Source organism: Microcystis panniformis FACHB-1757 (genome assembly GCF_001264245.1).
Taxonomy (GTDB): domain Bacteria; phylum Cyanobacteriota; class Cyanobacteriia; order Cyanobacteriales; family Microcystaceae; genus Microcystis; species Microcystis panniformis.
In genome coordinates, this window is sequence record NZ_CP011339.1 from 4,650,672 (window position 1) to 4,676,050 (window position 25,379).

General features: G+C 43.0%; 20 protein-coding genes, 5 pseudogenes and 1 CRISPR repeat array. Of the genes and pseudogenes, 21 read left to right on the forward strand and 4 right to left on the reverse strand.

Annotated features, from left to right (window positions below; genetic code table 11):
• The first annotated feature begins 92 nt into the window (after positions 1 to 92).
• From VL20_RS22080 to VL20_RS22090, 3 genes are all read left to right on the forward strand, one after another.
• Positions 93 to 761 (forward strand): hypothetical protein, encoded by a 669-nt coding sequence (locus tag VL20_RS22080; RefSeq protein WP_052277814.1) that lies wholly within the window; start codon positions 93 to 95, stop codon positions 759 to 761.
• A 285-nt stretch (positions 762 to 1,046) separates the two neighbouring features.
• Complete coding sequence (locus VL20_RS22085) at positions 1,047 to 2,216, forward strand: HhoA/HhoB/HtrA family serine endopeptidase (RefSeq protein WP_052277815.1); 1,170 nt, start codon at positions 1,047 to 1,049, stop codon at positions 2,214 to 2,216.
• A 129-nt stretch (positions 2,217 to 2,345) separates the two neighbouring features.
• Entirely contained in the window at positions 2,346 to 3,533 is a 1,188-nt protein-coding gene (locus VL20_RS22090) for an RNA-guided endonuclease InsQ/TnpB family protein (RefSeq protein ID WP_052277816.1), read from the forward strand.
• A 71-nt stretch (positions 3,534 to 3,604) separates the two neighbouring features.
• Here the strand turns inward: VL20_RS22090 and VL20_RS22095 are convergent, their stop codons facing one another.
• On the reverse strand, positions 3,605 to 4,468 hold the full coding sequence (locus VL20_RS22095; protein ID WP_052277817.1) for a WYL domain-containing protein: 864 nt from the start codon (positions 4,466 to 4,468) through the stop codon (positions 3,605 to 3,607).
• 99 nt (positions 4,469 to 4,567) lie between these two features.
• On the opposite strand from VL20_RS22095, the gene cas3 reads away from it, so the two are divergent.
• The 18 genes and pseudogenes from cas3 (at position 4,568) to cas2 (ending at position 19,115) form a co-directional block, all read left to right on the forward strand.
• A complete protein-coding gene (gene cas3 / locus VL20_RS22100) occupies positions 4,568 to 6,733 on the forward strand; it encodes a type I-D CRISPR-associated helicase Cas3' (protein WP_052277818.1) in 2,166 nt (721 codons plus the stop codon).
• 46 nt (positions 6,734 to 6,779) lie between these two features.
• On the forward strand, positions 6,780 to 7,022 hold the full coding sequence (locus tag VL20_RS22105; protein ID WP_052277819.1) for a hypothetical protein: 243 nt from the start codon (positions 6,780 to 6,782) through the stop codon (positions 7,020 to 7,022).
• Between the two features lie 345 nt (positions 7,023 to 7,367).
• Positions 7,368 to 7,715, forward strand: coding sequence for a hypothetical protein (locus VL20_RS22110; RefSeq protein ID WP_002742891.1), 348 nt, complete (start codon positions 7,368 to 7,370; stop codon positions 7,713 to 7,715).
• Between the two features lie 162 nt (positions 7,716 to 7,877).
• Positions 7,878 to 8,297 carry a type VII toxin-antitoxin system MntA family adenylyltransferase antitoxin gene (gene mntA, locus VL20_RS22115; protein WP_002742890.1) on the forward strand — a complete coding sequence of 140 codons (420 nt, stop codon included), beginning with the start codon at positions 7,878 to 7,880 and terminating at the stop codon, positions 8,295 to 8,297.
• 41 nt (positions 8,298 to 8,338) lie between these two features.
• Positions 8,339 to 8,737: a type VII toxin-antitoxin system HepT family RNase toxin gene (hepT, locus tag VL20_RS22120; RefSeq protein ID WP_002791882.1), complete on the forward strand. Its 399-nt coding sequence runs from the start codon at positions 8,339 to 8,341 to the stop codon at positions 8,735 to 8,737.
• Positions 8,730 to 9,086: a type VII toxin-antitoxin system MntA family adenylyltransferase antitoxin gene (gene mntA, locus VL20_RS22125; protein ID WP_284525888.1), complete on the forward strand. Its 357-nt coding sequence runs from the start codon at positions 8,730 to 8,732 to the stop codon at positions 9,084 to 9,086. The genes hepT and mntA (VL20_RS22125) overlap by 8 nt, the downstream gene beginning before the upstream one ends.
• Before the next feature lie 186 nt (positions 9,087 to 9,272).
• Complete coding sequence (locus tag VL20_RS33180) at positions 9,273 to 9,416, forward strand: HepT-like ribonuclease domain-containing protein (protein ID WP_002742887.1); 144 nt, start codon at positions 9,273 to 9,275, stop codon at positions 9,414 to 9,416.
• On the forward strand, positions 9,409 to 12,852 hold the full coding sequence (gene cas10d, locus VL20_RS22130; RefSeq protein ID WP_052277820.1) for a type I-D CRISPR-associated protein Cas10d/Csc3: 3,444 nt from the start codon (positions 9,409 to 9,411) through the stop codon (positions 12,850 to 12,852). Before VL20_RS33180 ends, cas10d begins: the two co-directional genes overlap by 8 nt.
• A 17-nt stretch (positions 12,853 to 12,869) precedes the next feature.
• Positions 12,870 to 13,871, forward strand: a complete 1,002-nt coding sequence (cas7d, locus tag VL20_RS22135) for a type I-D CRISPR-associated protein Cas7/Csc2 (RefSeq protein ID WP_052277821.1) — start codon at positions 12,870 to 12,872, stop codon at positions 13,869 to 13,871.
• Positions 13,872 to 13,928: 57 nt separating this feature from the next.
• Positions 13,929 to 14,603 carry a type I-D CRISPR-associated protein Cas5/Csc1 gene (cas5d, locus tag VL20_RS22140; RefSeq protein ID WP_052277822.1) on the forward strand — a complete coding sequence of 225 codons (675 nt, stop codon included), beginning with the start codon at positions 13,929 to 13,931 and terminating at the stop codon, positions 14,601 to 14,603.
• A 9-nt stretch (positions 14,604 to 14,612) separates the two neighbouring features.
• Positions 14,613 to 15,180, forward strand: a pseudogene (locus tag VL20_RS22145) (Uma2 family endonuclease).
• Positions 15,180 to 15,272: pseudogene (locus VL20_RS29980) on the forward strand (CRISPR-associated endoribonuclease Cas6); the annotation flags it as partial. The pseudogenes VL20_RS22145 and VL20_RS29980, both read left to right, overlap by 1 nt.
• 225 nt (positions 15,273 to 15,497) lie before the next feature.
• A pseudogene (gene cas5d, locus VL20_RS29985) lies at positions 15,498 to 15,689 on the forward strand (type I-D CRISPR-associated protein Cas5/Csc1); the annotation flags it as partial.
• 9 nt (positions 15,690 to 15,698) lie between these two features.
• A complete protein-coding gene (locus VL20_RS22150) occupies positions 15,699 to 16,265 on the forward strand; it encodes a Uma2 family endonuclease (RefSeq protein ID WP_052277823.1) in 567 nt (188 codons plus the stop codon).
• Between the two features lie 125 nt (positions 16,266 to 16,390).
• The gene (cas6, locus tag VL20_RS22155; RefSeq protein WP_052277824.1) at positions 16,391 to 17,224 is read left to right on the forward strand and encodes a CRISPR-associated endoribonuclease Cas6; all 834 of its coding nucleotides are present in this window, start codon (positions 16,391 to 16,393) and stop codon (positions 17,222 to 17,224) included.
• Between the two features lie 2 nt (positions 17,225 to 17,226).
• Positions 17,227 to 17,820, forward strand: coding sequence for a CRISPR-associated protein Cas4 (gene cas4, locus VL20_RS22160; RefSeq protein ID WP_052277825.1), 594 nt, complete (start codon positions 17,227 to 17,229; stop codon positions 17,818 to 17,820).
• Positions 17,821 to 17,825: 5 nt separating this feature from the next.
• Entirely contained in the window at positions 17,826 to 18,830 is a 1,005-nt protein-coding gene (cas1d, locus tag VL20_RS22165) for a type I-D CRISPR-associated endonuclease Cas1d (protein ID WP_052277826.1), read from the forward strand.
• 12 nt (positions 18,831 to 18,842) lie between these two features.
• Entirely contained in the window at positions 18,843 to 19,115 is a 273-nt protein-coding gene (cas2, locus tag VL20_RS22170) for a CRISPR-associated endonuclease Cas2 (protein ID WP_002742874.1), read from the forward strand.
• 233 nt (positions 19,116 to 19,348) lie between these two features.
• Positions 19,349 to 24,308: a CRISPR direct-repeat array (repeat unit 37 nt; unit sequence GTTCCAATTAATCTTAAACCCTATTAGGGATTGAAAC).
• Between the two features lie 277 nt (positions 24,309 to 24,585).
• Here cas2 and VL20_RS22175 read toward each other — a convergent pair.
• The 3 genes and pseudogenes from VL20_RS22175 to VL20_RS29990 form a co-directional block, all read right to left on the reverse strand.
• Entirely contained in the window at positions 24,586 to 24,858 is a 273-nt protein-coding gene (locus tag VL20_RS22175; RefSeq protein WP_002788612.1) for a lipopolysaccharide assembly protein LapA domain-containing protein, read from the reverse strand.
• Positions 24,859 to 25,023: 165 nt separating this feature from the next.
• A pseudogene (locus VL20_RS33895) lies at positions 25,024 to 25,182 on the reverse strand (IS4 family transposase); the annotation flags it as partial.
• Positions 25,177 to 25,359 (reverse strand): annotated as a pseudogene (locus VL20_RS29990) (transposase DNA-binding-containing protein); the annotation flags it as partial. The pseudogenes VL20_RS33895 and VL20_RS29990, both read right to left, overlap by 6 nt.
• Positions 25,360 to 25,379: the final 20 nt, after the last annotated feature.

Below are 25,379 nucleotides of genomic sequence, written 5' to 3' on the forward strand. Positions count from 1 at the left end.
AATTCCCTGTTGAGGGGACTGACATGACAGACAGAAAAAAATAATCTAGAAACAGAGAAAGTTCACTGTTGTTTTTTGAGAGGATAACCGCTATGTCTATCAATTCTGTTACTAGAGCCAGCACAGCCTTACTGATTACCCTGCTCATGGGTTCCATGTCCGGTACTTTTCCCGTCCTCGCTCAAAGTAATATTAATCGGCAAAGTCTCATCGCTCAACAAATCTCGATTCCAGCCGGAACAGTTATCCCTTTGAATTACGAGAAAGCCGATAAAATTTTAGTTTCTAAAAGTGATGTTATTCCTCTGACTTTAACCGTAGCCAGAGATATTCGTAACCGCAATGGGATTGTGGTGATTGCAGCGGGAAGTGAAGTCAAGGGTACTTTAGAAGCAGCCGGCCGAGGTGTGCGGTTTATTGCCGATGAAATTCGCCTTGATGGGGGCAATCGCACTATTCCCCTCAATGCCACTTCGCGATTAATTACTACCACTGAAACCGTGCGTAAAGGGGCAAAAACTCAAGATATCTTAGCGGGAACCGTCGCCGGTGCGGGGGCAGCCACAGCGATCGCTGCTCTCACGGGCGATCGCAAGATCGAAGTTCTCGATGTCTTAGCGGGGGCAGCCGTGGGAACTCTTGCAGGATGGGGTTTACCGACGGCGGGAATTGTCGGTGGTAGTTCCGTGCAGTTATACTCTGTTAACCCCGATCGAGATTTAAATATTACCCTGCAATCGCCCCTAGTGATCAGAGATTAGTTAGGGTCTGCTGGCGGACTTGGTGTCAACTCATTGGTTTAAGCTGCCCGCGCCTTTAAATTGCTTGTTGAGACGAGACGAGACAAGAGACAAGAGACAAGACCCCCCAACTCTACCCGACATCGGGGGGGCAAGGGGTGGCAAGGGGGGGTCAGCTAATCTAAGGATAGGCGGTTAAGATGCGTCTTAGTTTAATCGGAGCGATCGATTTGTTAGATTTTTAATAGTCGGTCTGTGAACCGATAGACAGAAACAGTCAAAACATCAGAATTCAGAGATCAAAGTATGAAACTTCCTACAGGGTTACGGCGAACTATTACCCATGCTTTGGCAACTTTTCTGGGAGTTATGCTCGGTTTTAGCAGTTTAGCGGCGGTAAATGCTCAAAATCTGCCCACTGCTGCCGCCGATCTGCCCAGAATCCCCCCGGAGATGACGGCGGAAAGTTTTGTCGCTAAAGCAGTGGCGCGCACGGGTGCGGCGGTGGTGCGAATTGACACCGAAGCGATCATTACTCGTCCCAATAGCCCCTTTTTTGATGATCCTTTTTTTCAGGAGTTTTTTGGGGAACAGTTTCGTCTTCCCACCCAACAGCGAGTGGCTGGCCAGGGATCGGGTTTTATTATCGATGGCAGTGGTTTAATCTTAACTAATGCCCATGTGGTCGATAATGCCGATAAGGTAACGGTAACTTTAAAAGATGGTCGTAGCTTCAAAGGAGAAGTGCGCGGTACTGATGAGATCACTGATTTAGCCGTAGTGAAAATTAATCCCCAAGGGGAAAATTTACCTGTAGCCGTCCTCGGCAATTCCTCATCCATACAAGTGGGGGACTGGGCGATCGCAGTAGGCAATCCCGTCGGTCTAGATAATACGGTAACTTTAGGAATTATTAGCACGATCGGGCGCTCGGCGGCTAAGGCGGGTATTCCCGATAAACGCATTGATTTTATCCAAACCGATGCCGCTATTAACCCGGGTAATTCCGGCGGTCCTTTACTCAACGCCCAAGGAGAAGTCATCGGCATCAATACGGCGATTCGTGCCGATGCCATGGGCATCGGTTTTGCCATTCCCATCGACCGGGCCAAGCAGTTACAAGCGACCCTAGAATCAGGTCAAAAGGTGGCCCATCCCTATATCGGTGTGCAGATGGTTAATCTAACTCCCGATTTAGCCCGGGCTAATAATCAAAACCCCAATTCTCCCATGATCGTCCCGGAAGTGTCGGGAATTTTGGTGGTGAAAGTCCTACCCAATACCCCCGCCGAAAAAGCCGGGATCCGTCGCGGGGATGTGATTGTTAAAGCTAATAATCAACCGGTTAGCGATGGCGGTCAGTTACAGGAAATGGTGGAAAAAACTGGAATCGGTCAATCTTTACCCCTCAGAATCAGAAGGGGGGAAAGGGCGATCGATCTCACCGTAATCACCGCCCAAATGTCAAATCAGTAATCGGCAGTCAGTGATCAGTTATCAGATGTGAGTTTTCATCGAAAATTTGGGTCTGAAACCCCGTCGTTCTACGACGGCTTTACTGTTAAATATTAGCGCATTTACACGATATATGCTAGAATGCGAGATATGGAAAAAGCCTATTCGTTTCGATTTTACCCAACACCCGAACAAGAGTCGCTATTGCGGCGCACTTTGGGCTGTGTAAGATTGGTTTACAATAAGGCACTCCATCTCAGAACACAAGCATGGTACGAAAGACAAGAAAGAGTAGGATATACTGAAACTTCTTCAATGCTAACCGATTGGAAAAAACAAGAAGAATTAGAGTTTTTAAACGAAGTTAGCTGTGTACCCTTACAACAAGGGTTAAGACATTTACAAACAGCTTTCACTAATTTCTTTGCTGGTCGTACTAAGTATCCCAACTTTAAGAAAAAACATCAAGGAGGAAGTGCCGAATTTACCAAATCAGCCTTTAAATTTAAAGACAAACAAATCTATTTAGCCAAATGCACGGAACCCTTAGCGATTCGATGGTCAAGACAAATACCAGAAAGCTGTGAACCAAGCACAGTAACAGTCAGATTACATCCCTCAGGACGTTGGCATATCTCAATAAGATTTGATGACCCAACAATTAAGCCATTACCCCCAACCGATAAAGCCATCGGAATTGACTTAGGAATTAGTAGCCTTGTGATTACCAGCGATGGTGACAAAGTATCTAATCCTAAGCACTTTAAAAACCATTATCGGAGACTGCGAAAGGCCCAAAAAAGCCTTTCTAGAAAACAGAAAGGGTCAAAAAATCGGGAAAAAGCAAGAATCAAAGTAGCCAAAATTCACGCTCAAATCACCGATAGCAGGAAAGACCATTTACACAAGCTAACCACTCAATTAGTTCGTGAAAACCAAACGATTGTGGTTGAGAATTTAGCCGTTAAGAATATGGTCAAAAACCCGAAATTATCTCAGGCAATATCTGATGTAAGCTGGGGTGAAATCACTAGACAATTAGCCTACAAATGCCGTTGGTATGGGAGAAATTACATCGAAATAGATAGATGGTTTCCTAGCTCTAAAAGATGTAGTAATTGTGGGCATATTGCTGAGAAAATGCCGTTAAATGTTCGAGAATGGGACTGTCCAGACTGTGGGACTCACCATGACCGAGATATTAACGCAAGTAAAAATATTTTGGCCGCAGGGCTTGCGGTGTCAGTCTGTAGAGCGACCATAAGACCAGAACAGAGTAAATCTGTTAAGGCAGGTGCGAAAAATCCTTCGGGAAAGAAGCAGAAACCTAAATCGTGAGGTTTGGGAATCACCGTCCGTTTACGGCGGTGAGGATGTCAAGCCTTGATTGAGCAGCGACGAAAATCTTTTCAGGACTCGTAGCGCCGATAAAGCCGCTGCAACTTGTCATAGAAACGCTTGCGGACTTTTTCCGGGGAGATCAGCAAGCAATCTTCTCCGTAGGGGAGAATTTCGCGGAAAAACCAGAAGCTACTCGTTACCTGTCGGGTAATCTGCCGGACGAGGGGATCGTTCGAGATCAATTCGTTGGCGATATCGATAGCGGTTTTAGTCCGGTACGATCGAGCTAATCCATCGAATAGCTGAAACTCGGCCGACACACTATCAAGCTGATTGCGCCATTTGCCCCTAGGGATCGGGGTAATTAAGGAATCGCTGGGGATTCGATCGATCCTTAAACTCCAATTATGCTGTAGTTCGGAAATATCTTGATTTCCCTCGGTTTCCTCGCACCAACAATCGAGATATAAGCGATCCTCGTGACGATTGATAGCGGCATGGTAAAGATGGAATTCCCAGATTCGATCGCCGGCATCCTGATAGGATAACTGAAACGGTTGTTGTCGGAGAATGCAGCGATCGAGTTCTAACCGCCATGGTGGGGGAGGATTGTCGAGGCGGCCTTCTAGCTCTTTCCGTAAGGGTCCCGACAGTTCGCTCCGTTCTAATAGTAGTTTAGTTAGTTCTAGGGCGATGGGGATTTGTCCAGCATCGATGAGAGAATCGATCGCCTGTTGGAGCATCTGCAAGCGCTCGGGCTTCCAGTCGTGATTAAGAGCGATTTTAAGCTTATTACGGGCAATTTCTTTGATTAACTTCGATATATTCGGTTTATCTCCCCAAAATAGCCCGAATTCACTGGCAAGGATTTCTAGGGCCTGTTTTTCTTTTTCACTGACCGATAAAGTGATCGATTGTCCTATCCGGCTCATAGTTTATAAATATACGGACACTTTTTCTGTTAAGGTACTTGTCCATCCCTATTATCGTGGTTATTATGGAAGATAGCAAGGAGTTACGGACAGAAATTCATGGTAAATTATCAAGTAACGCTCAGGCCAGTCTATTCCTGTCCCGCAGACGAGATACCAGACGGGATCAAGGTTCCGCAAGGATGGCGGTTATCGTGGCATCAGGTGGAGACGTGGAAAGCACTCAACGATCCCAATGTCGAGGTAATCATCAATTCGGCCATGACGGGGGACGGGAAAAGTCTAGCGGCCTACCTGCGAACTTTGCAAGGATATTTCCCGATTATGGGACTCTACCCAACCAACGAACTAGCGCGGGATCAGCGGGGTCAGATCGAGGCATATATTCAACGATTTCAACCAACGGATCAACCCCGGGTCAATCTTTTAACCGGGCCTGAGTTGGAATTGTACGCCGAACGGGATGGGAAAACGAAAGCGATCGCTCTAGAGACTCGATCGAAACAGTCGGAAATTCTCTTAACTAACCCCGATATTTTCCATTATCTGCATCGGGGGGCCTATTTAACCCCCTACGATAACCCCGATCAGCTATGGAACCGGATCGATAAACATTTCGATCTCTTCCTATTCGATGAATTTCACGTTTTCGGCACGCCACAGGTCGCCAGTATTATCAATACCATGCTTCTAATCCGACGGGCCAATCGTGGGAAACGATACCTGTTTTTGTCCGCAACTCCCGACGAGGGTTTACTAAAACGATTGGATAAAGCGGGGTTTCGCTATCGATCGATCGACCCAGTAAGAGAAGGAAAATACCGGTTTCCCGATACCCCAGAAGAGGCCAATTCCCTCGCTCAACAGGGATGGCGACAAGTAACCTCGGAAATCGAGCTATCTTTTATTCCCTTACCGTCGAGTTTTCAAACTTCGGAAAATTGGTTGAAAGAAAATAAAGAGCGAATTTTAGACTATTTTAAGCGATACCCCGGCAGCAAGGGCGCGATTATTCTCAATTCGATCGCTTCGGTTAAACGTCTGCTGCCGATTTTCCGAGAATTATTGGCGACTATCGGTTTAACAGTGGGGGAAAATACGGGTCTTTCGGGAACGCGGGAGAAGTTGGCATCGTTAAATCGTGATCTGGTGATCGGAACGAGTACCATCGATGTGGGGGTGGACTTCAAGATTAATTTCCTCATTTTCGAGTCGTCGGATGCGGGAAATTTTATTCAACGTTTCGGCCGTTTAGGCCGTCACAGCGGCTACGATCGAAAGGGAACGGCGGTAAAATTTACTAACTTCACAGCGATCGCTCTGGTTCCGAAATTTTTCCTAGAACGGTTATTCGAGAAGAAAGACGCACCGTTACAAGTCGGGGAACGGTATGACCGAATTCAGCTACAGGAGGCCATCAAGAGTAACTACCGTCATATCAATAATTTCGAGGGTTATTACCAACGTTGGGGAGCGGTACAATCATTTCAACTCTGGTGGAATTTAGGTAGTCCGAAGATCAAATCCCAATACGGGGAAAGTCGCCAGAAGTTTCAACAGGAATGCGAGGAGGTTTTCGATACCAGTTTAAAACGGGTCGCCGGTCGGGTGAAAGGATGGGCCGACGAATGGAAGGAGTTATCGGGGAAAAGCGGTAATCCGATTTTCGAGGATGCGTCTAGTTTTCGCGGGTCGAGTCCGTTATTATGCGGGTTATACGATTCGACGGAACTGGAGGAATGCGATCGCTTTAAAACCTACGATTTACCCAGTATTCTCGGTAATCTAGAGGTGGAGGTGTGGAGAAAAGGCGAGTTTAAGCGCCAGATCGAGGCCACGAAAACACCGATCGCGCGCAGACGTTTCGATTATTGTCTCGCGTTTCTGAATTTAAAGGGATATCGAGAGGAACGGTTAAACTGGCGCTTTACCTACGACGGCGATTTAGGCGAGATTGCCTCCGCGTGGAAAGTACAGGTTTTGACGGGAATCGGTGTTTGGCAACCGGATAATCCTTGGCTCGATCGAATTAGTCGGGAGTTACGGGATCTGGCTCTGGTTAGCTTCGTTCTTGCCTATCCCGTCGCTGCAGTTCGCCAACGCTTACAACTGCCGATGCACTTCGGTATTTATCCGATTAGTGACGAGAGTAGTCTTCATTCTCCCCTGTCACCCTATTCTATAGCGATCGGTCAAGCGGCTTTGTTGTTGGATACTCTCGCTCATCGGTTCAAAGGTCAAGGAGGTGAGGTGTGGATCTGTTGAGTGTGCTTGAGGTCACTAAACAACACTTATCGGGAGATCGATAACCATGAATAATCCTAATGCTCGTTCCCACGAGGAACCGATAGACTCGCTCATAATATATAAAAAACGAACGGATATTAGTAATCTCGACCCGGAAGAACGAGATTATCTTGAATCTTACGAACGCGGGGAATGGATTTCCGATTTGACCCCCGAACGAGTTAAGGAATTGCAGGCCTACGCACGAGTGACATTGGAGGAACGAGAAAAAGAAAGGGAAAGTAAAAAAGAGATTATCGATCCCTAATAGGGATTTTGCCCTTTATTTGAAAAAAAACGGAAAAAAGGGTTCATTGAAAAGGTTGCATACGGCTTTTTCAATCCCTAAAAGGGGTTTTTCTAAATTTTCCAGTTTTTTATTCTGTCCTAACTACCCATATCATGTTATATCATAGATATGTGGTCAACTCCCAAGTTATGGATTATTTCTCCCCGATCCTCGCTCCCCTATGCCTTGTAAACAGAATTTAGTGTTATGGAGGGGAGAAGAGAATGTTTTAGTTAGCCGAATGCATCCGTTTATACCTTTATCATGATCCCTATTTTACCTTTGAGCTAGAATAAACCAATAAACCAAACCACTTAAAAATCTATGAACCTGCCTAAATCCCAAGAGCTTACTCTCATCTTTCTCGATCACCCTTTCGAGTACACCCTGAATCATCCGCTCATGGAGGCATTAAACAATGAAAGCAAGCAAACAATTGTACTGGTAATTGGTCAGCAGCAAGAAAAACAAGCCCTTGCTATAGAAATAATCAAAAATTGTTGCGGGACTGACAAAACATCAGAGGAGCTTATCGATATTAAAAATAGACTTGAGGAACTTGAAAACAAATTCGAGGGAATTGAACCTATAGCTCACGAATATCGATATAACAAGGCTCACAACCAGTTTTTAGAAGAACAACTCTCTTTTTACACACCTTCTGAAGATTAGCCATCAAACAAGAGATGAGGGAGTCAAAGTGTACGGACACTTTTTCTGGGATTTAGTTGCTCTTTGCTTCCTCCGCGTTTGATAATAGACATAGACAGACGCTAGGGACATCGATCGATATATCCATCGGATTCTTGCCATTTTTTTTGATAGGGGCTAAATATGAATAGGCTAGTAGAAAAAATTACGGCTATTGTCGAAAAACTACCGAATTTAAAACTATTAATTCTCTTCGGTTCTAGAGCGCGTAGAGAGCATAGACCTGATAGCGATTGGGATTTCGCTGTTTTATACGAGGAAAGAAGCGATCAAAAGGATATTTCGAGTCTGTTGAAAATTTATACACTGCTCGAACAAGCTTTAGAGATTCCCGAGGACAAAATTGATGTGGTTGATTTAAAAGAATGTTCGCCGATCCTCGCTCATTATGTCGCACGGGATGGTCAACTTCTATACGAACGGGAAACGGGACTATTCGAGGGATTTAAAGAAAAATTTCTCATGAATCCTGAAGAATCGAAAGCGTTATACCGTCAATTGCGGAATAATCTGGAGATTTCTCTACGAGAAAAAGGAGTGTAAATGCTATTCAACCTCTGATTGCGATAGACGAATTAAACCTCATGAATCAATACCTCGCCGAACTTAGCGAGTACGGTTCGATCACCTTAGAGGATTATCGTACATTAAGAGAACGTCAATTAGCCATAGAAAGGTTAATTCAGCTTATCGTTCAAACTGGCATCGATATCAATTACCAGATTTTAAAATGTTTAGATATCGAGTCTCCGAATAATGCTCGCGACGCATTATTTCAAATCGTAGAACTGGGAATCTTAGAAGAACACCTAGCCGTTCAACTGGCCGAGTCTATTAAATTAAGAAACTTACTCGTACACTTATACAAGAAAATTGATCCCGATATTGTTCATTCCTCGATCGCTAATATTTTACGAGATTATCCTCGCTACCAACGCTCGATCGTTCAATATCTAGATTCCTTGGAGGCAGAAAATGGTTAAAAATACGAAAGAATTGAAAATTATCAATACAATCAATAGAATAACCACGACTGTGGAAAAAATACCGAATTTAAAACTATTAATTCTCTTCGGTTCTAGAGCGCGCAGAGAGCATAAACCTGATAGCGATTGGGATTTGGCAATTTCATACGATGAAGCAAACAGACAAACACATATTAAGGAAATCAGTAATGATTACTTAACTTCTCTCTCTATCTTGAGTGAATTGTTTGAGATAAACCGTGATTTGATCGATCTAATTGAACTCGATCGCTGTTCTCCATTAATGAAGTATCAAGTCGCACGAGATGGAAAACTTATCTATGAAAAAATACGGGAGACTTTTTAAAATTTCGTGTACGCGCTTGGAAAGAGTACGCCGATACCGCTAAATTCCGAAAGATTCAAAAAGACAGTATCGATCTTTGGCTCAAACAATGGGGGTTTTAAACGATGGAAAGGGAGATAGTCACCGTTAGAATTCGTTTGATGATCAAATATCTTAATCGATTACGGGGGGGCGAAATCATCAGGAATGGGAAATCGTTTAGTGCATCAATACGAGGCGATCGATAATGAACTTGTTTTTAAGGCGATTCCGATCGCTTTATCTCAATTTCCGCTTTATCTCAAACAAATTACCGACTATTTAGACTCTCTAGAGGTGAAAGATGCCTAAAAAACAAAAAAAATTAGAGGAAACGGGACAGTTAAATCTATTCGATAACACTACAGAAATTGACGATGAAGATCTGGATTTTGAGTTCGAGGATATTGATTTAGAATCTCTTGTTTCCGAAGATTTGGGGATTACTGAATCAGTAAGCGATCGCCGAGTCGAAACTGTTCGCCAACTGCTAACCCTAAAACTCCTACGGGAGGCGATTCGAGCGGAAAACCCCGACGATCGAGTTATGGCAGATTTTGCCGAAATGGTATTACCCAATTTACTCCGATTAGCGATCGGTGTCACGGCAAAAGGAGGAAATTTCTTCGAGAAAATCGATCGCCGTCGGGAATTAGAGGGAAAAAGCAAAGTTCGACGGGATAATGCAGGAGATCAATCTCTCAATACTCATTTACTTAATGGATTATTTCCCGCCAATCTCATCGAAAAACGACTAGAAAAACTCAATACTACCGTTCGACGGGTAGTAAAGGAATGCGAGCGCAGGTTGGCGATCGCTGGGTTTATTCTCCACGATTTCGAGAAATTCCGCTACTCGCTTTTTCCCGGGATGCCGGCGAAATATATCGAGATTAACGAGGACTTCGATCGAGATATCCGCAAACTATCACGAGAGGAACATCGAGAGATTTTTCAAGTATTGGTTCCCGAATTAGGATTAGATCGCTTTTTATTTTCCGATCAACCAGAAAAATGGACTGAATATCTTGATGATTTGATATACATCGCTAAAAATGCCCAGCGTCGGAATGATACCGATCGAAATACCTCGGAAGATGGGTTAAATACTCGCTTAAACAATAGCGCTCTCGAAAGTTTAACCGATCTTGCCTGTCTAGCCGATCGCCTCGCATCCATTATTAAACACCCCCACGACGCGGAAAAAGCCTCGTTACAAGACCTTTTATACAGCCTCAGCGATGGGGAACTAAAATTCACTTACCACAGTATCGCCGAAAACCGCGGGGTACTAACGAACGTACTTAATAACGCGGTGATGGAAGCACATCAAGAACTAGACTATCAGCCTTTACTTTACTTGCCTACGGGAGTTGTCTATATCGCCCCCAAAAACGCGCCAGAAGTGTCCCTAGAAACCTTACCGAATCGAGTGGTGGACACGATTAAATCCCTCTGTAGCGGCGAATTACAGCGTAAACAAACGGGATTCGGTAGAGATGGCAAGGGGATGAAATACGCAGATTACTACAGCCAATTTTTCGACGATGCCGGGTTAATGCGCGCTGCCCTCAACGCCACCCTTCGCATCCTCGGTGATAATAAAGCGTCCGTGGCCCGAAGTCGCGGCGAAAACCTGATTAAATTTCAACAACAGGGCGTTTTACCGACGGATTACGATTTTCATTGTGAAGATGATATCCGGATTGATCGCCTAGCGGAATTCGGGGACGTGGTGACGCGGAAAATCTGGGGCGATCGCCTGGAAAAAATCGAACAGGCGCGAAAATTGCAGAAAAACTTACCCGCACCGCCGGATTTAGATTTAATTAGCGAGATCGCGCATTATTGGAATCTAGAAAATTATCTGCCACAAATCCGAGCGATCAAGTGTATTAATGAATCTTTAAAAAAACTCAAACTGAAAGGCAATACGGGAGGGGTTCCCTACGAATGGTATTATCTAGCGGCGCGATACCTGAAACAGCATCCCGGAATCGAGGATATTAGACCGGTTGCAGAAGATTTAATCGCTTTTCTCGCCGCAAAAATCGCCGCCATAGTTGCGGGATATAACTTACCCGATGGTTGGGAGGATTTGCGAGAGTGGGTTAATCAAGTGGTGCAGTTACCCGGTCGGGAATTGGCACACTCGATCGAAATCTTCCAGAAAGAATTAAACCACTACAACGCCGCTAAAAAACAAGGTCGCGGCCGTCAACTTCTCTGTTCGATCTCCCATTCTCCCTATAGTGTCAGCGAACAGATGGAATCGGCGGTTCTTTTCACTCCCCAAGTCTATACTAATAAACAAATGCTGGCAGGCTCGAACGCCAAACGAAATATTTCCAGTATCGCGGGAACGGAAATGATGTTGCGTCAGATTCTTATGAATCAAACCCAAGCGGTAGGAAAACGTTTCGAGGAGGGCAAATATCGCTATCTGTACTTTTACCCGACCTATTATTTTACTCCCGAAACCAATAGTTTTTTACAAAAAGCCTACGCTAACATCGCTCAAACTCGTTTTGATAGCTCGATAAAGTTGCACTTTGTTGATAAGAATCTGGTCGCTAACTTCGATCGAACCCGTTATCAGAGTGTCGATAGTTTCCTGATCAATGAAAAATTAAGGCAGAAAAAGGAAACAATTAACGAGGAGGAAGATGGCAAAAAAGACCGCACTTTTAAACTATCCTATCCCGAAGATAAACCCCTAACCTTTTATTTTATGGCCCTACCTCCGGGCCGCGATCCCACCGATACGGAATCCTGGGTTATGCCGGCATGGTTAGGATTAGCTTTCCCGATGATTCTAGATGTCAAAACGGTGGTTTCTGAGTCTCCTATCCCTCCCTATCGCGACGGTGCGGAATTTGAAGAGACGGTATTTCTCGACAGTGCGCCCCAAGCGATCCGGTCCTTAACTCGACGCGATCGATTCCGTCTCGATCGAGTCTTGAACCCATGGCAAGATAATGACGGAAAAAAATATTCCGCCCCCTTAAATACCCTAACCGCAGCCTATTCTATTCATTTAGACGTAAACTCGAAGCAGGGTAAGACGGGTTATGACCCCAATTGGGGAAAATTAACGGAACTCGCTATCAATTTAGAAACCAGTCCTCTCTATGTTTTTCATTACCTTAAACAGTGGAAACGGGGCAAAGATGCCGATATACCGAGCGCTAATCGAATCGCTCTGTATCTCTACGATTTTTATCCTTGTTTCGATCCCTATGTACAAGTCAACCGAACCAATTTAACTATCGATATGACAACAGAATCGCCCTTAAATCACCCGAAAAACTTAACCGAATTGTATCGTCAATTCTATCGAGCTAATAAACGATATAATCCGAAAGCAAACGCAGTTTTAAAACCGATCGATGTGGCCGCCGATACGATTCTCAAAGGAGGAATGTATCAGGGAGAAGCCCTAGTTTCTGTAGTAGCGGCGGAAGTGGCCAGCTTAATGAATCGGGTTCATGCTTCTACAGCAGAAGGTCGCTGGATTCTATCCGATCGAGAACAGGAAAGACAGAAAATATTGTCTTTTGCTCGTTATTTTGTGATCGATGTGTTCGAGGGTTCTTTTAAGGGCGATCGAGCGCGTCTAGCCGGCAGACAATTAAACCTTATTCGCGATACCTGCGAATTTCTTTACCGTCTTGAACAGGACAGAGAAAATCAAGAGTTAAAAGCCCAGGGTCAACCTGTGGATGAAGATTCTGAAAACAATAATTAATTCAAGGAGTACCTACCATGTCTTTACTGAAAACCCTCGATTCTAAATTCTTTCATAGCGATATTCCCTACAAACCGATGGGAAAATACGTTCACTTTTTGACGATTCGAGTCACAGAATCTTATCCTTTATTTCAAACAGATGGAGAGCTAAATAAAGCTCGTGTTCGTGCGGGAATTGATAGCAAAAAAACGATTAGTCGTTTATCGATGTTTAAACGAAAACAGTCAACTCCAGAACGTTTAGTCGGACGAGAATTACTCCGTAAATACAACATTGTAACTGCGGAAGAGTGCGAGTACAATGTTTCTTTTGGAATGAATAACCCCGACTGTATTATCTACGGGTTCGCCATCGGTGATTCGGGTTCAGAAAAATCGAAAGTAGTAGTAGATACGGCTTTTTCGATCACACCCTTTGATGAATCCCATGAAAGTTTTACTTTAAACGCTCCCTACGAGAATGGTACTATGGCATCGAAGGGAGAAAATAACACAAAAGTAGGAGAAGTGACTAGCCGAATTAACCAACAAGATCACATTCGTCCGCAGGTGTTTTTCCCTAGTATTGTCACCCTAAAAGATCCGACAGAAGCAAGTTTTCTCTACGTTTTTAATAACATCCTGCGTACCCGTCACTACGGCGCGCAAACCACCCGGACGGGACGGGTAAGAAATGAGCTTATCGGTGTTATTTTTGCCGATGGGGAAATTGTTAGTAATTTGCGCTGGACACAGGCAATATATGATCGCCTTCCCGATGAAGTATTACACTCGATCGATCCCTTAGATGAGGATTTAGTTATGGAAAAAGCCACCGAAGCAATACAAGCATTAATGGCGGAAGAATTTATCGTTCATACCGATTTTATCGGGGAAAATTTTCAACCTTTATTAACTGAGGTGAAAACTCTCACGGGTACGGAAGCAGGAATTTTATCGGTTCTAGATCAAGCAAATAAGGAGTCAAAAAAATACTTTGAACAATATATTGAGAAAAAGAAAGCCGAGAAAAAATAGCTAATTTCGTCGGGTGAGTAATTTCTCACCCTAGATCCTCGCAATTTTTAAAGAGTTATGGTACATATTTATTCCTGTCAATTAGAACTGCACGATAGTCTTTATTACGCAACCCGTGAAATCGGCAGACTCTACGAAAGCGAACCCGTAATTCATAATTACGCGCTCTGTTATGCTTTGGGATTGGTAAATAGCGATAGTTATCGTTACTTCTGTTCCGAACAGATTCCACAGTACCAAGAACATTTAAATCCTCTTAACGAAGAGAAAATTTATGTCACTCCCGCACGGGCGATCGCTCATACGGCGGTTCTCAATACTTGGAAATATGCCAATAATAACTATCATGTGGAGATGGAAAAAACCCAGAAAAATATTCCCAGTTTTGGCAGAGCCAAAGAAATCGCTCCCGAAAGTGTTTTTGAATGTTTTATTATTTCCCATCACCCCCTACAACTTCCTAAATGGATTCGTTTGGGAAAATGGATGAGTAAAGCGGAGGTAAAACTGACAGAACTTTCCCTATCAAAACAAAAAGAGGATTTATTTATTTATCCCTATCCTTTAAATCCTCTCGATGTTATGTTTACCCATCAGGTGATTGGCTACGATGTGATTAATATGCCTCCCGTTAGTTTAATCCGTAATGTAAGAATGCGCGGGGAATATTACCAAATAAGCGATCGCCCCGATCTGAAAATTCCCGCTCGATTGTCCTATCGCTTCGGTTGAAAATTGACCATGACTCTTATATCTTCTAAATCCCTCACTTTACCGGAATTTTTCTCACTAACCGCTCCCGATGGCGATATTACCTATGAATTAGTCGATGGAGAAGCGATCCCAAAAATGTCACCGAAATTCTTTCATTCTCGTTTAACTCTGGCTTTATCTTCTATACTCGATCGCTGGAATCAAGGACGGGGAGAAGTGGGAATCGAATGGGCAATTATTCTAAGCAAAAACGATCGAGATTGGTGTCCCCGTTCCCGATCTTCTCTACATTTCCCCGGAAAGGTTAGGAGATATTCCCCTCACCGATGAAGCTTGTCCCGTTCCCCCGGAATTAGTCATCGAAATTATTTCTCCGGAACAATCCTTCAGCAGCCTGAGCGAAAAAGCCGTGGACTACCTAAAAGCGGGAGTCAGTCGCGTCTGGATCGTCGATCCCCGGGCCAAGCAGATCACAATTTTCTATCCCGATGCACCCCCGGCGATTAAAAAAGGCGATGACGAAATTAGCGATATTCTCCTCCCCGATTTAACCCTAACCCCCAGACAAATTTTTGCCAAGGCCCGATTAAGTTAATGCCCTACAGTCTCGTTCTCAATCTCACCCCTCGATCGCCGATCTATCCGAATTTTCTCACCGGACGACACCTTCAGGCGCTATTCCTTACAAAAAGAGGATTTATTTAGGGCTTGCTGAAAAAGTACGGGCGAAGCATTCGGATAGAAAATCTCCGGTTTCACCGATAGGTTATTGCCCGAATGCTTCGCCCCTACAGGACCCGGGCCGATGAAGACGCAAGGTTTTGAACGACGATTCTCTCAAAATCTTGCACCTGTTTCGCTCGTAAAGCCCCAAAACCCTTACTTTGCCTACATTTCACATTTATTCAGCAAGCCCTATTTATCTATCCCTATCCTTTAAATCCTCTCGATGTTATGTTTACCCATCCGGTGATTGGCTACGACGTGATCAATATGCCTCCCGTTAGTTTAATCCGTAATGTACGAATGCGCGGGGAATATTACCAAATAAGCGATCGCCCCGATCTGAAAATTCCCGCTCGATTGTCCTATCGCTTCGGTTGAAAATTGACCATGACTCTTATATCTTCTAAATCCCTCACTTTACCGGAATTTCTCTCGTTAACCGCTCCCGAGGGCGATATTACCTATGAATTAGTCGATGGAGAAGCTATCCAGAAAATGTCACCGAAATTCTTTCATTCTCGTTTAACTGGTGCTTTATTTCTCCTACTCGATCGCTGGAATCAAGGACGGGGAGAAGTGGGAATCGAATGGGCGATCATTCTCAGCAAAAACGATCGAGATTGGTGTCCCGTTCCCGATCTTCTCTACATTTCCCCGGAAAGGTTAGGAGATATTCCCCTCACCGATGAAGCTTGTCCCGTTCCCCCGGAATTAGTCATCGAAATTATTTCTCCTGAACAATCCTTCAGCAGCCTGAGCGAAAAAGCCGTGGACTACCTAAAAGCGGGAGTCAGTCGCGTCTGGATCGTCGATCCCCGGGCCAAGCAGATCACAATTTTCTATCCCGACGCACCCCCGGCGATTAAAAAAGGCGATGACGAAATTAGCGATATTCTCCTCCCCGATTTAACCCTAACCCCCAGACAAATTTTTGCCAAGGCCCGATTAAGTTAAGTAGGCAGGCGTTAAAAATCATCAGATCCCCCCTTATTAAGGGGGGATCGACACCCCCCTTATCAAGGGGGGCAGGGGGATCGAAGCTAAAGTCCATTTTTAATTTAATTATAACCAGCTACTTAATGCCCTACAGTCTCGTTCTCAATCTCACCCCTCGATCGCCGATCTATCCGAATTTTCTCACCGGACGACACCTTCACGCGCTATTCCTTACCCTTGTCAGTAGTGTCGATCAGGAATTAGGGAAAATTCTACACGCAGCCGAGGCAGATAAAGCTTTTACCTTATCGCCACTACAGATGCAATCCGGGGGAAAAACGATAAATTCCCCGCAGTGGCGACACGAACGGGAGATCGCCCCCGCAACTCCCTGCTGGTGGCGGATTTCTCTGCTAGATGACCGATTATTCGGTAAATTAACTTCGCTCTGGTTGAATCTCAATCCAAAACAACCCTGGCATCTCGGTTCCGCCGATCTCGTTATCACTAGCGTCCTCGCCACCCCACAATCGGTTCAACCCTGGGCGAACTCTTGTACTTATCAATACCTGTATGAAAACGCCTCGGAAACGAATCGGGAATTTGATTTCCTTTTCGCTACCCCCGTCACCTTCCGGCAGGGAAAATTCGATAGTGCCTTACCGACGCGGGAACTGGTGTTTAATAGCCTTCTCAATCGTTGGAATCGCTATAGCGGTATCCCCTTCGATTCTATTGCCCTAGAGTCGATTTTCCCCAGTTTCTTCGATATTCAAACGAAATTAGCCGACGAAGCCTATAAAAACCAGTCGTTCGGTTGTGTGGGCGAGATTCACTATCGTCTTTTGGGAGAGGTGGAACCCGCAAAGATTAAAGCGATTAATGTACTGGCGGATTTTGCCCTCTACGCGGGAGTGGGACGGAAAACCACCATGGGAATGGGGATGACTCGCAGAATTGCTAAGGAGAAAAGATAGTTATGGATGAATCTGATTACATACCGATCGCCGCTCTCAACCATTACGCCTACTGTCCCCACCGTTGTTGGAGAATGTTCGTCGCTGGGGAATTTCTCGATAATAGCTACACGATCGAGGGAACAAATTTACACCAACGAGTTCACACCGTCGGGGCGGGAAACCGCGAGGAAATATGGCAAATTCGGGCGATCTGGCTCAAATCAGATAATTACCGTCTCATCGGTAAAGCCGATCTGATCGAGTCCCACGACGGTGAATTTATCCCCGTGGAATACAAACGGGGCAGTAAGGGCGAATGGGATAACGACGAGTTGCAGGTGTGCGCTCAAGCTCTGTGTTTGGAAGAAATGACTGGAAAAAGGCTAGATACTGGCTATATCTACTATGCCAGTTCCCACCAGCGTCAACCGGTGGCGATCGATCTTGCTTTACGGCAACGGGCGATCGCTACGATCCGAGCAGTTGAAACCCTGATCCAGACGGGAAAAATGCCCCCGGCGATCTATTCACCCCGCTGCAAGGGATGCAGTTTGTTCGATCGCTGCTTGCCCCGATTAACCGAAAAAGTCCAACGATATCGAGAGGAAGACTAAAAAATATGGGAACGGTATATGTGACAAGAGAAGACGCATTTCTCGGCAAAAATGACGAGCGTTTAACGGTTAAAGCATCCAAAGAAACGATCCTCGATGTACCTCTATTGAACGTGGAAGGAGTGGTGATTTTCGGACGGGGTTCAGTTTCTCCCGCATTGGTGATCGAATTGTTGGAACGTCATATTCCGCTCAGTTTCGTCACATCCACCGGACGCTATCTCGGTAGATTGGAACCGGAGATGACCAAAAATATTTTCGTTCGTCGAGCGCAATGGCAGGCCGCCGGCGATTCCCCGAAAGCCATTCATTTAGTTCGGGGATTCGTCCGCGGCAAGCTGAAGAATTACCGCAACATTCTACTCCGTCGTCAACGCGATCGAAAGGAGTTGGATTTACAAACGGCGATCGCTTGTTTGGAAGCAGCGATCGGCTCGATCGCAACAACCTCGGCGATCGATTCTCTCCGGGGGTTAGAAGGAGCCGGAAGCGCAGCCTATTTCAGTTGTTTTGATTCCTTAATTCTCGGTGATACTTTTACCTTTACCTCGCGTAACCGTCGCCCCCCGCGAGATCCAGTCAATTCTCTTTTGAGTCTGGGTTATGCGTTATTGCGCCATGACGTGCAGAGTGCGATCAATTTGGTCGGTTTTGACCCCTATCTCGGTTATCTTCACTATCAACGCTATGGTCGCCCCTCGCTGGCACTGGATCTGATGGAGGAATTTAGAGCGATCGTCGTTGATGCCGTGGTTCTCAATGGGGTCAATCACCCTTATCTTACCCCCGAACATTTCACCACCGAACCCTTAAGTGGTGCGGTTTCCTTGACGAGAGAAGGTTTACAGATTTTCCTGCGCTTGTACGAACAGAAGAAACAATCGAAGTTTAAGCATCCAGTAATGGGTAAACAGTGTACTTATCAAGAAGCTTTCGAGATTCAGGCCCGACTAATGGCGAAATATCTCATGGACGAGACGGATAAGTATCCACCTTTGATTTTAAAGTAGGTAGAGGCGATCATGTATTTTGTTGTCAGTTACGATATTTCCGACGATAAGCGACGAACCAAAATTCACAATACGTTAAAGTCCTACGGCCAACGGGTGCAGTATAGTGTTTTTGAGTGCGATCTAACCGATACCCAGTACGCTAAGCTGCGCGGGCGCTTGAGTAAGTTGATCAAACCCGATACCGATAGCATCCGCTTTTATTTTCTCTGCGCCTGTTGTCGGGGTAAAGTGGAACGTATCGGTGGTGAGTTACCCCGGGATAATACGATTTTTTTTGTTTAGCTCGGTTGCGCTTCCGGGTAGCTGTAAAAATCCTTAACTATTATCTGGTGGCTGAAAAGCTTATGCAATATAGATTCGAGATGATTTTCCTTTCTAACGCGGGGCGCACCTTATCCCGTAGGGTTTTGCGGGGTCTTGAAGAACTGGGTCACTTGCTGTACAATAGATTTATTGCGGGTGCGGCGCATACGAACCTTGAAAACCCCATAGCGTATAGCTTTTACCACTGGGCGGTTCCAATTAATCTTAAACCCTATTAGGGATTGAAACAAGGGCGTGCGGCCATTGCCCTATCAGGAATTTATAAGTTCCAATTAATCTTAAACCCTATTAGGGATTGAAACGTTTTTCCGATTAATGCCGGAAATTCTAAAAATAGTTCCAATTAATCTTAAACCCTATTAGGGATTGAAACATCAGCTACCAGCGATTATCAAGTAACTAGGAGTAAATCGTTCCAATTAATCTTAAACCCTATTAGGGATTGAAACGTGCCAAAGTATCGCCGGGAGAGATCATCTATACTTGTTCCAATTAATCTTAAACCCTATTAGGGATTGAAACTGGCTAGGGCTAGGATGCGAAAATTTTCCGGGTTCCAATTAATCTTAAACCCTATTAGGGATTGAAACTTTTCCGTTTTGCCCAGGATCTCCTTTAAGTCCTGTTCCAATTAATCTTAAACCCTATTAGGGATTGAAACACCCAAAAAACTGGAATGCGATCGCTTTGAAAATTAAAGTTGTTCCAATTAATCTTAAACCCTATTAGGGATTGAAACAGGTGTAGATTTAGTGGCTTATCAGCTTACAACTACCGTTCCAATTAATCTTAAACCCTATTAGGGATTGAAACAATCAAAGTTAAAGGAGGCTAATCGGAATCGGGCTAGGTTCCAATTAATCTTAAACCCTATTAGGGATTGAAACGCAGGTAATTTTGAAGAAACAATTGCATTCCTCACAACTGTTCCAATTAATCTTAAACCCTATTAGGGATTGAAACCTTGGTGCGTTGACTACGGACGAATTGAACGAAATGTTCCAATTAATCTTAAACCCTATTAGGGATTGAAACGGGCAAATCGGCAAAACTAAGCCCAATTTTAGCCATGTTCCAATTAATCTTAAACCCTATTAGGGATTGAAACAGTTGAAACTTGAGAGGGAAATTTTTCGGGAGACTGGTTCCAATTAATCTTAAACCCTATTAGGGATTGAAACAGGAGATTGTATTCTAGATTTTTGATCTGAGTATCGTTCCAATTAATCTTAAACCCTATTAGGGATTGAAACAAGGCCTGCCGCGATTTGTATCGATAGGCTAGAGTTCCAATTAATCTTAAACCCTATTAGGGATTGAAACGACTTGTAACAGTCTGGTTCACCTTGCAGCACAAAGGTTCCAATTAATCTTAAACCCTATTAGGGATTGAAACTAAGAGCCGGCAGAAGCGCCGTGATGGGAAGGTAGTGTTCCAATTAATCTTAAACCCTATTAGGGATTGAAACGAAATGATCGCTCTGATAGCTTCTGATTGCAAAGGTTCCAATTAATCTTAAACCCTATTAGGGATTGAAACTCGACCAGCAAGGACAAGCCTGGGTCTGGGGAGAAGGTTCCAATTAATCTTAAACCCTATTAGGGATTGAAACGCTGGTACATTCGATTAAAAGAATCTCGATCTATCGTTCCAATTAATCTTAAACCCTATTAGGGATTGAAACATGGATTCTATAATCAAGATATTTTTATTAAAATGTTCCAATTAATCTTAAACCCTATTAGGGATTGAAACTTAACCCCATTAGGAGTGAATCGATGATGCTATCGTTCCAATTAATCTTAAACCCTATTAGGGATTGAAACCTTTCCACACCCCGCCTAGGCCAATCGCACAAAGCGTTCCAATTAATCTTAAACCCTATTAGGGATTGAAACGCGATATATTGAGGAGCCAAATCAATCACCAGAAACGTTCCAATTAATCTTAAACCCTATTAGGGATTGAAACACTTCGATAGTAATGGACATCGATCCAGTGAATTCGTTCCAATTAATCTTAAACCCTATTAGGGATTGAAACAATGCTGTTGTTAATAATTGCAAAGAGGGAAATAGTTCCAATTAATCTTAAACCCTATTAGGGATTGAAACGACATACCCAGAATAATATAATATATTATATGTATAGTTCCAATTAATCTTAAACCCTATTAGGGATTGAAACTTCACAAGCTTCTTTGTAAAGAGTAGAAATGTAAGGTTCCAATTAATCTTAAACCCTATTAGGGATTGAAACACTAAATGCTTATCCGGGTATAGGAATAGGAATCAGGTTCCAATTAATCTTAAACCCTATTAGGGATTGAAACAAAAACTCCAAACATTAGTAAAATTCACACTATCAGTTCCAATTAATCTTAAACCCTATTAGGGATTGAAACCTTCATTTAAACCAGTTAATCTGTCCTCGTATAAAGTTCCAATTAATCTTAAACCCTATTAGGGATTGAAACCTAAAGTTAGTACTATTGGGTGTACTTTGTAAAGTTCCAATTAATCTTAAACCCTATTAGGGATTGAAACGAATTTATCATCAAAGGCTTTTAGTGTGTCTTGTTCCAAGTTCCAATTAATCTTAAACCCTATTAGGGATTGAAACAAAGAGCCGAAATCTTAGGCTTAAAAAACCAAGAAGGTTCCAATTAATCTTAAACCCTATTAGGGATTGAAACAGAGAGCCGAGATTTTAGGTTTGAAAACTCCAAAGTTCCAATTAATCTTAAACCCTATTAGGGATTGAAACCTCTCCTATTCCCTTCTTCAAAAGCTTCTCTAGAGTTCCAATTAATCTTAAACCCTATTAGGGATTGAAACTTCGCCGTCCTCTGGTTTGGCGTGAATATTTATACGTTCCAATTAATCTTAAACCCTATTAGGGATTGAAACTTCCTAAGTAGGAAGCAAATGATGGATTAATCGCGGTTCCAATTAATCTTAAACCCTATTAGGGATTGAAACTAGGGGCAAATAGAGATAATAATAGGTTAGCTCCGGTTCCAATTAATCTTAAACCCTATTAGGGATTGAAACCAACCCTTCGCAATCACTATCGGATGATCGTAAAAGTTCCAATTAATCTTAAACCCTATTAGGGATTGAAACCCATTAGCAAATATTAATTTAACCAGTTTCACTAGCGTTCCAATTAATCTTAAACCCTATTAGGGATTGAAACTATTTTGGAACTAAAAATAAAATCAATACTAAAGGTGTTCCAATTAATCTTAAACCCTATTAGGGATTGAAACATCCGACTGATGAGGAAATGGAATTAATCAACCAAGTTCCAATTAATCTTAAACCCTATTAGGGATTGAAACTTCTATCTGGCTTATTAGTTCATTAAGATTTTTTGTGTTCCAATTAATCTTAAACCCTATTAGGGATTGAAACTTGGCACTTAAGAAAGGAACCCAAGATTTAAGCGTGTTCCAATTAATCTTAAACCCTATTAGGGATTGAAACCCAAACACTAGCTTTTACAAAGCAACCAGCTCGTGTTCCAATTAATCTTAAACCCTATTAGGGATTGAAACAAGCATGGAAAAACTAAGCGAGTTAACATCAGAATGTTCCAATTAATCTTAAACCCTATTAGGGATTGAAACAACCCTGATTCTAATGCAAGAGAATTGACTTCTAGTTCCAATTAATCTTAAACCCTATTAGGGATTGAAACCGGCATTCTCTATCGGCGCGTCTCCGATAGACTCGTTCCAATTAATCTTAAACCCTATTAGGGATTGAAACAAGAGAGCTATCTTATCCCTTACCAGACGGAAAGTTCCAATTAATCTTAAACCCTATTAGGGATTGAAACTTTTGGAACTTCGCTTAGATGCCTTATTGGGTAAGGTTCCAATTAATCTTAAACCCTATTAGGGATTGAAACTTAACAGAAGCAGAAGCTCAAAAAGTCTTTGAAGAAAAGAGTTCCAATTAATCTTAAACCCTATTAGGGATTGAAACCAATAGTGATGGAACACCTCGCAAACGAGTAAAAGTTCCAATTAATCTTAAACCCTATTAGGGATTGAAACTTCGGCTGCATACATATAGCACCAATCAGGCTTGCCACAGTGGTTCCAATTAATCTTAAACCCTATTAGGGATTGAAACATGATTTACTGTGTAATAGTAATTGTGATGAGTGTTCCAATTAATCTTAAACCCTATTAGGGATTGAAACCCCTTTAGCCGATTTAATTCCTATGATTTTGGGATTCTCGTTCCAATTAATCTTAAACCCTATTAGGGATTGAAACTTCCTAAGTCAGCAAAGTTGTTGATCGTTTTTTCCGGTTCCAATTAATCTTAAACCCTATTAGGGATTGAAACATTTTACCCTGTATTTCAGAAATTAGAAGAAAAAGGTTCCAATTAATCTTAAACCCTATTAGGGATTGAAACACGATGACACTAGCAAATTCTCGGTTTATTGCTGCGTTCCAATTAATCTTAAACCCTATTAGGGATTGAAACATCACGGATATAATCGTGAGCCATATCCTGAGTGTTCCAATTAATCTTAAACCCTATTAGGGATTGAAACAAAGTCTTAGCGGGAAAAGAATTAGGCATTCCTGGTTCCAATTAATCTTAAACCCTATTAGGGATTGAAACTGGTAGAATCCTTTACCCTGGCACTCTTATTTATGTTCCAATTAATCTTAAACCCTATTAGGGATTGAAACATAAGCAATTTTTTATAAACTGAATCGCTCCCATGTTCCAATTAATCTTAAACCCTATTAGGGATTGAAACACGAGTAGCTGAATTACGCACCCTAGACGTGGCTGGTTCCAATTAATCTTAAACCCTATTAGGGATTGAAACAACGGGCAGCACCGGAGAAAGTGGATTCAGATTCGTTCCAATTAATCTTAAACCCTATTAGGGATTGAAACAATGTGACTGCTCCTAACCCTTCGGCCTTCAACGCTTCCGTTCCAATTAATCTTAAACCCTATTAGGGATTGAAACAAATTTTTGCCTACTATTCCTTTAGCTTTTGATTGTTCCAATTAATCTTAAACCCTATTAGGGATTGAAACAAGTTCCTTATCTGGCAAGGGTTTCGAGTCTTGATGTTCCAATTAATCTTAAACCCTATTAGGGATTGAAGTGAAGGGAATTTCTGAAATGGAATTCAGTCTGTCTATATTTGACTATACTTTTACTAACTAGGGCTTGCTGAATAATGGTAAAACCCTTTGAAAATAAGGCTTTTGACCTGTTAAAATCCGATGTTCATGCTGCGAAAATCGGATTGGGACCCTCAAAAACCTTGCATTATCCTTCTTGTAGTATATAAGTTGGTACGAAAAGAGAGGGCAACAAAGCCTGAAACGACCGGCTACTGACTCCTAACCCCACCAACAAACTTTTTGCCGCAAACCCTATCTAAAAATCAAACTCGTCTAACCCCGGTTGTGGGGGAGGAAAGCGACTGCGAGGAGATTTTTTCGACTTTCTCAAAAAAGCGGGGATAAATGCGGCCATAAAAAATCCAATTCCCAAAGAAAAAGCCAATAAAACACCGATAGGTACTTTAATTGACTCAAATTGTAGAAACTTTAAAGAAACTGGTTGGATATTTTGAATAGCAAAAACTGCCATGGTCATAATCCAGCCGCCGACAATAGCACTAGCTAAAAAATTACTAATTGTATTCATGCTTGTCCTCGCCATGTTTGTGGGAGATTTTTTCAGGTTTTGTAGGCTAATTTCGCAGTTAGCTCCCTATTAATACCATTTTTCTTTATTCGTGGCCCTCCTATCCATTAGTCGCATCTTTCTTAACATAAAATTTGACAAAAAGAGAAAAGTGTGCAAGATTGCTCAAGGGGGTTCTATGGGGGAAATAATTTGATCAGATAGTTTCCAAGTCTGGCTGATATCATGTTACCTTCCCAGTCCTAACCAAATAGTTTTAACACTAGGTTCACCGTCGCCTTTTCTACCTAAAAAAACCCCAAGAGAAGCAATCATTCTCACCGCTGAAGGTTGAAAATAGGGTGAATTCCCAAAATCAGATGTGGCACTGACGGCGGCTAGATTTGCCGAGGAATGTCGTACGCTTGTACTAAGTTGGCTGGCCAAGTTTTCCACGATACTGATTAACCTTTTCTTTCTTCTCGTGTCCCCTAGGTCTGCATACTGTAATTCTTGGGCTGCTCATTTCTCCATTTTTTTGC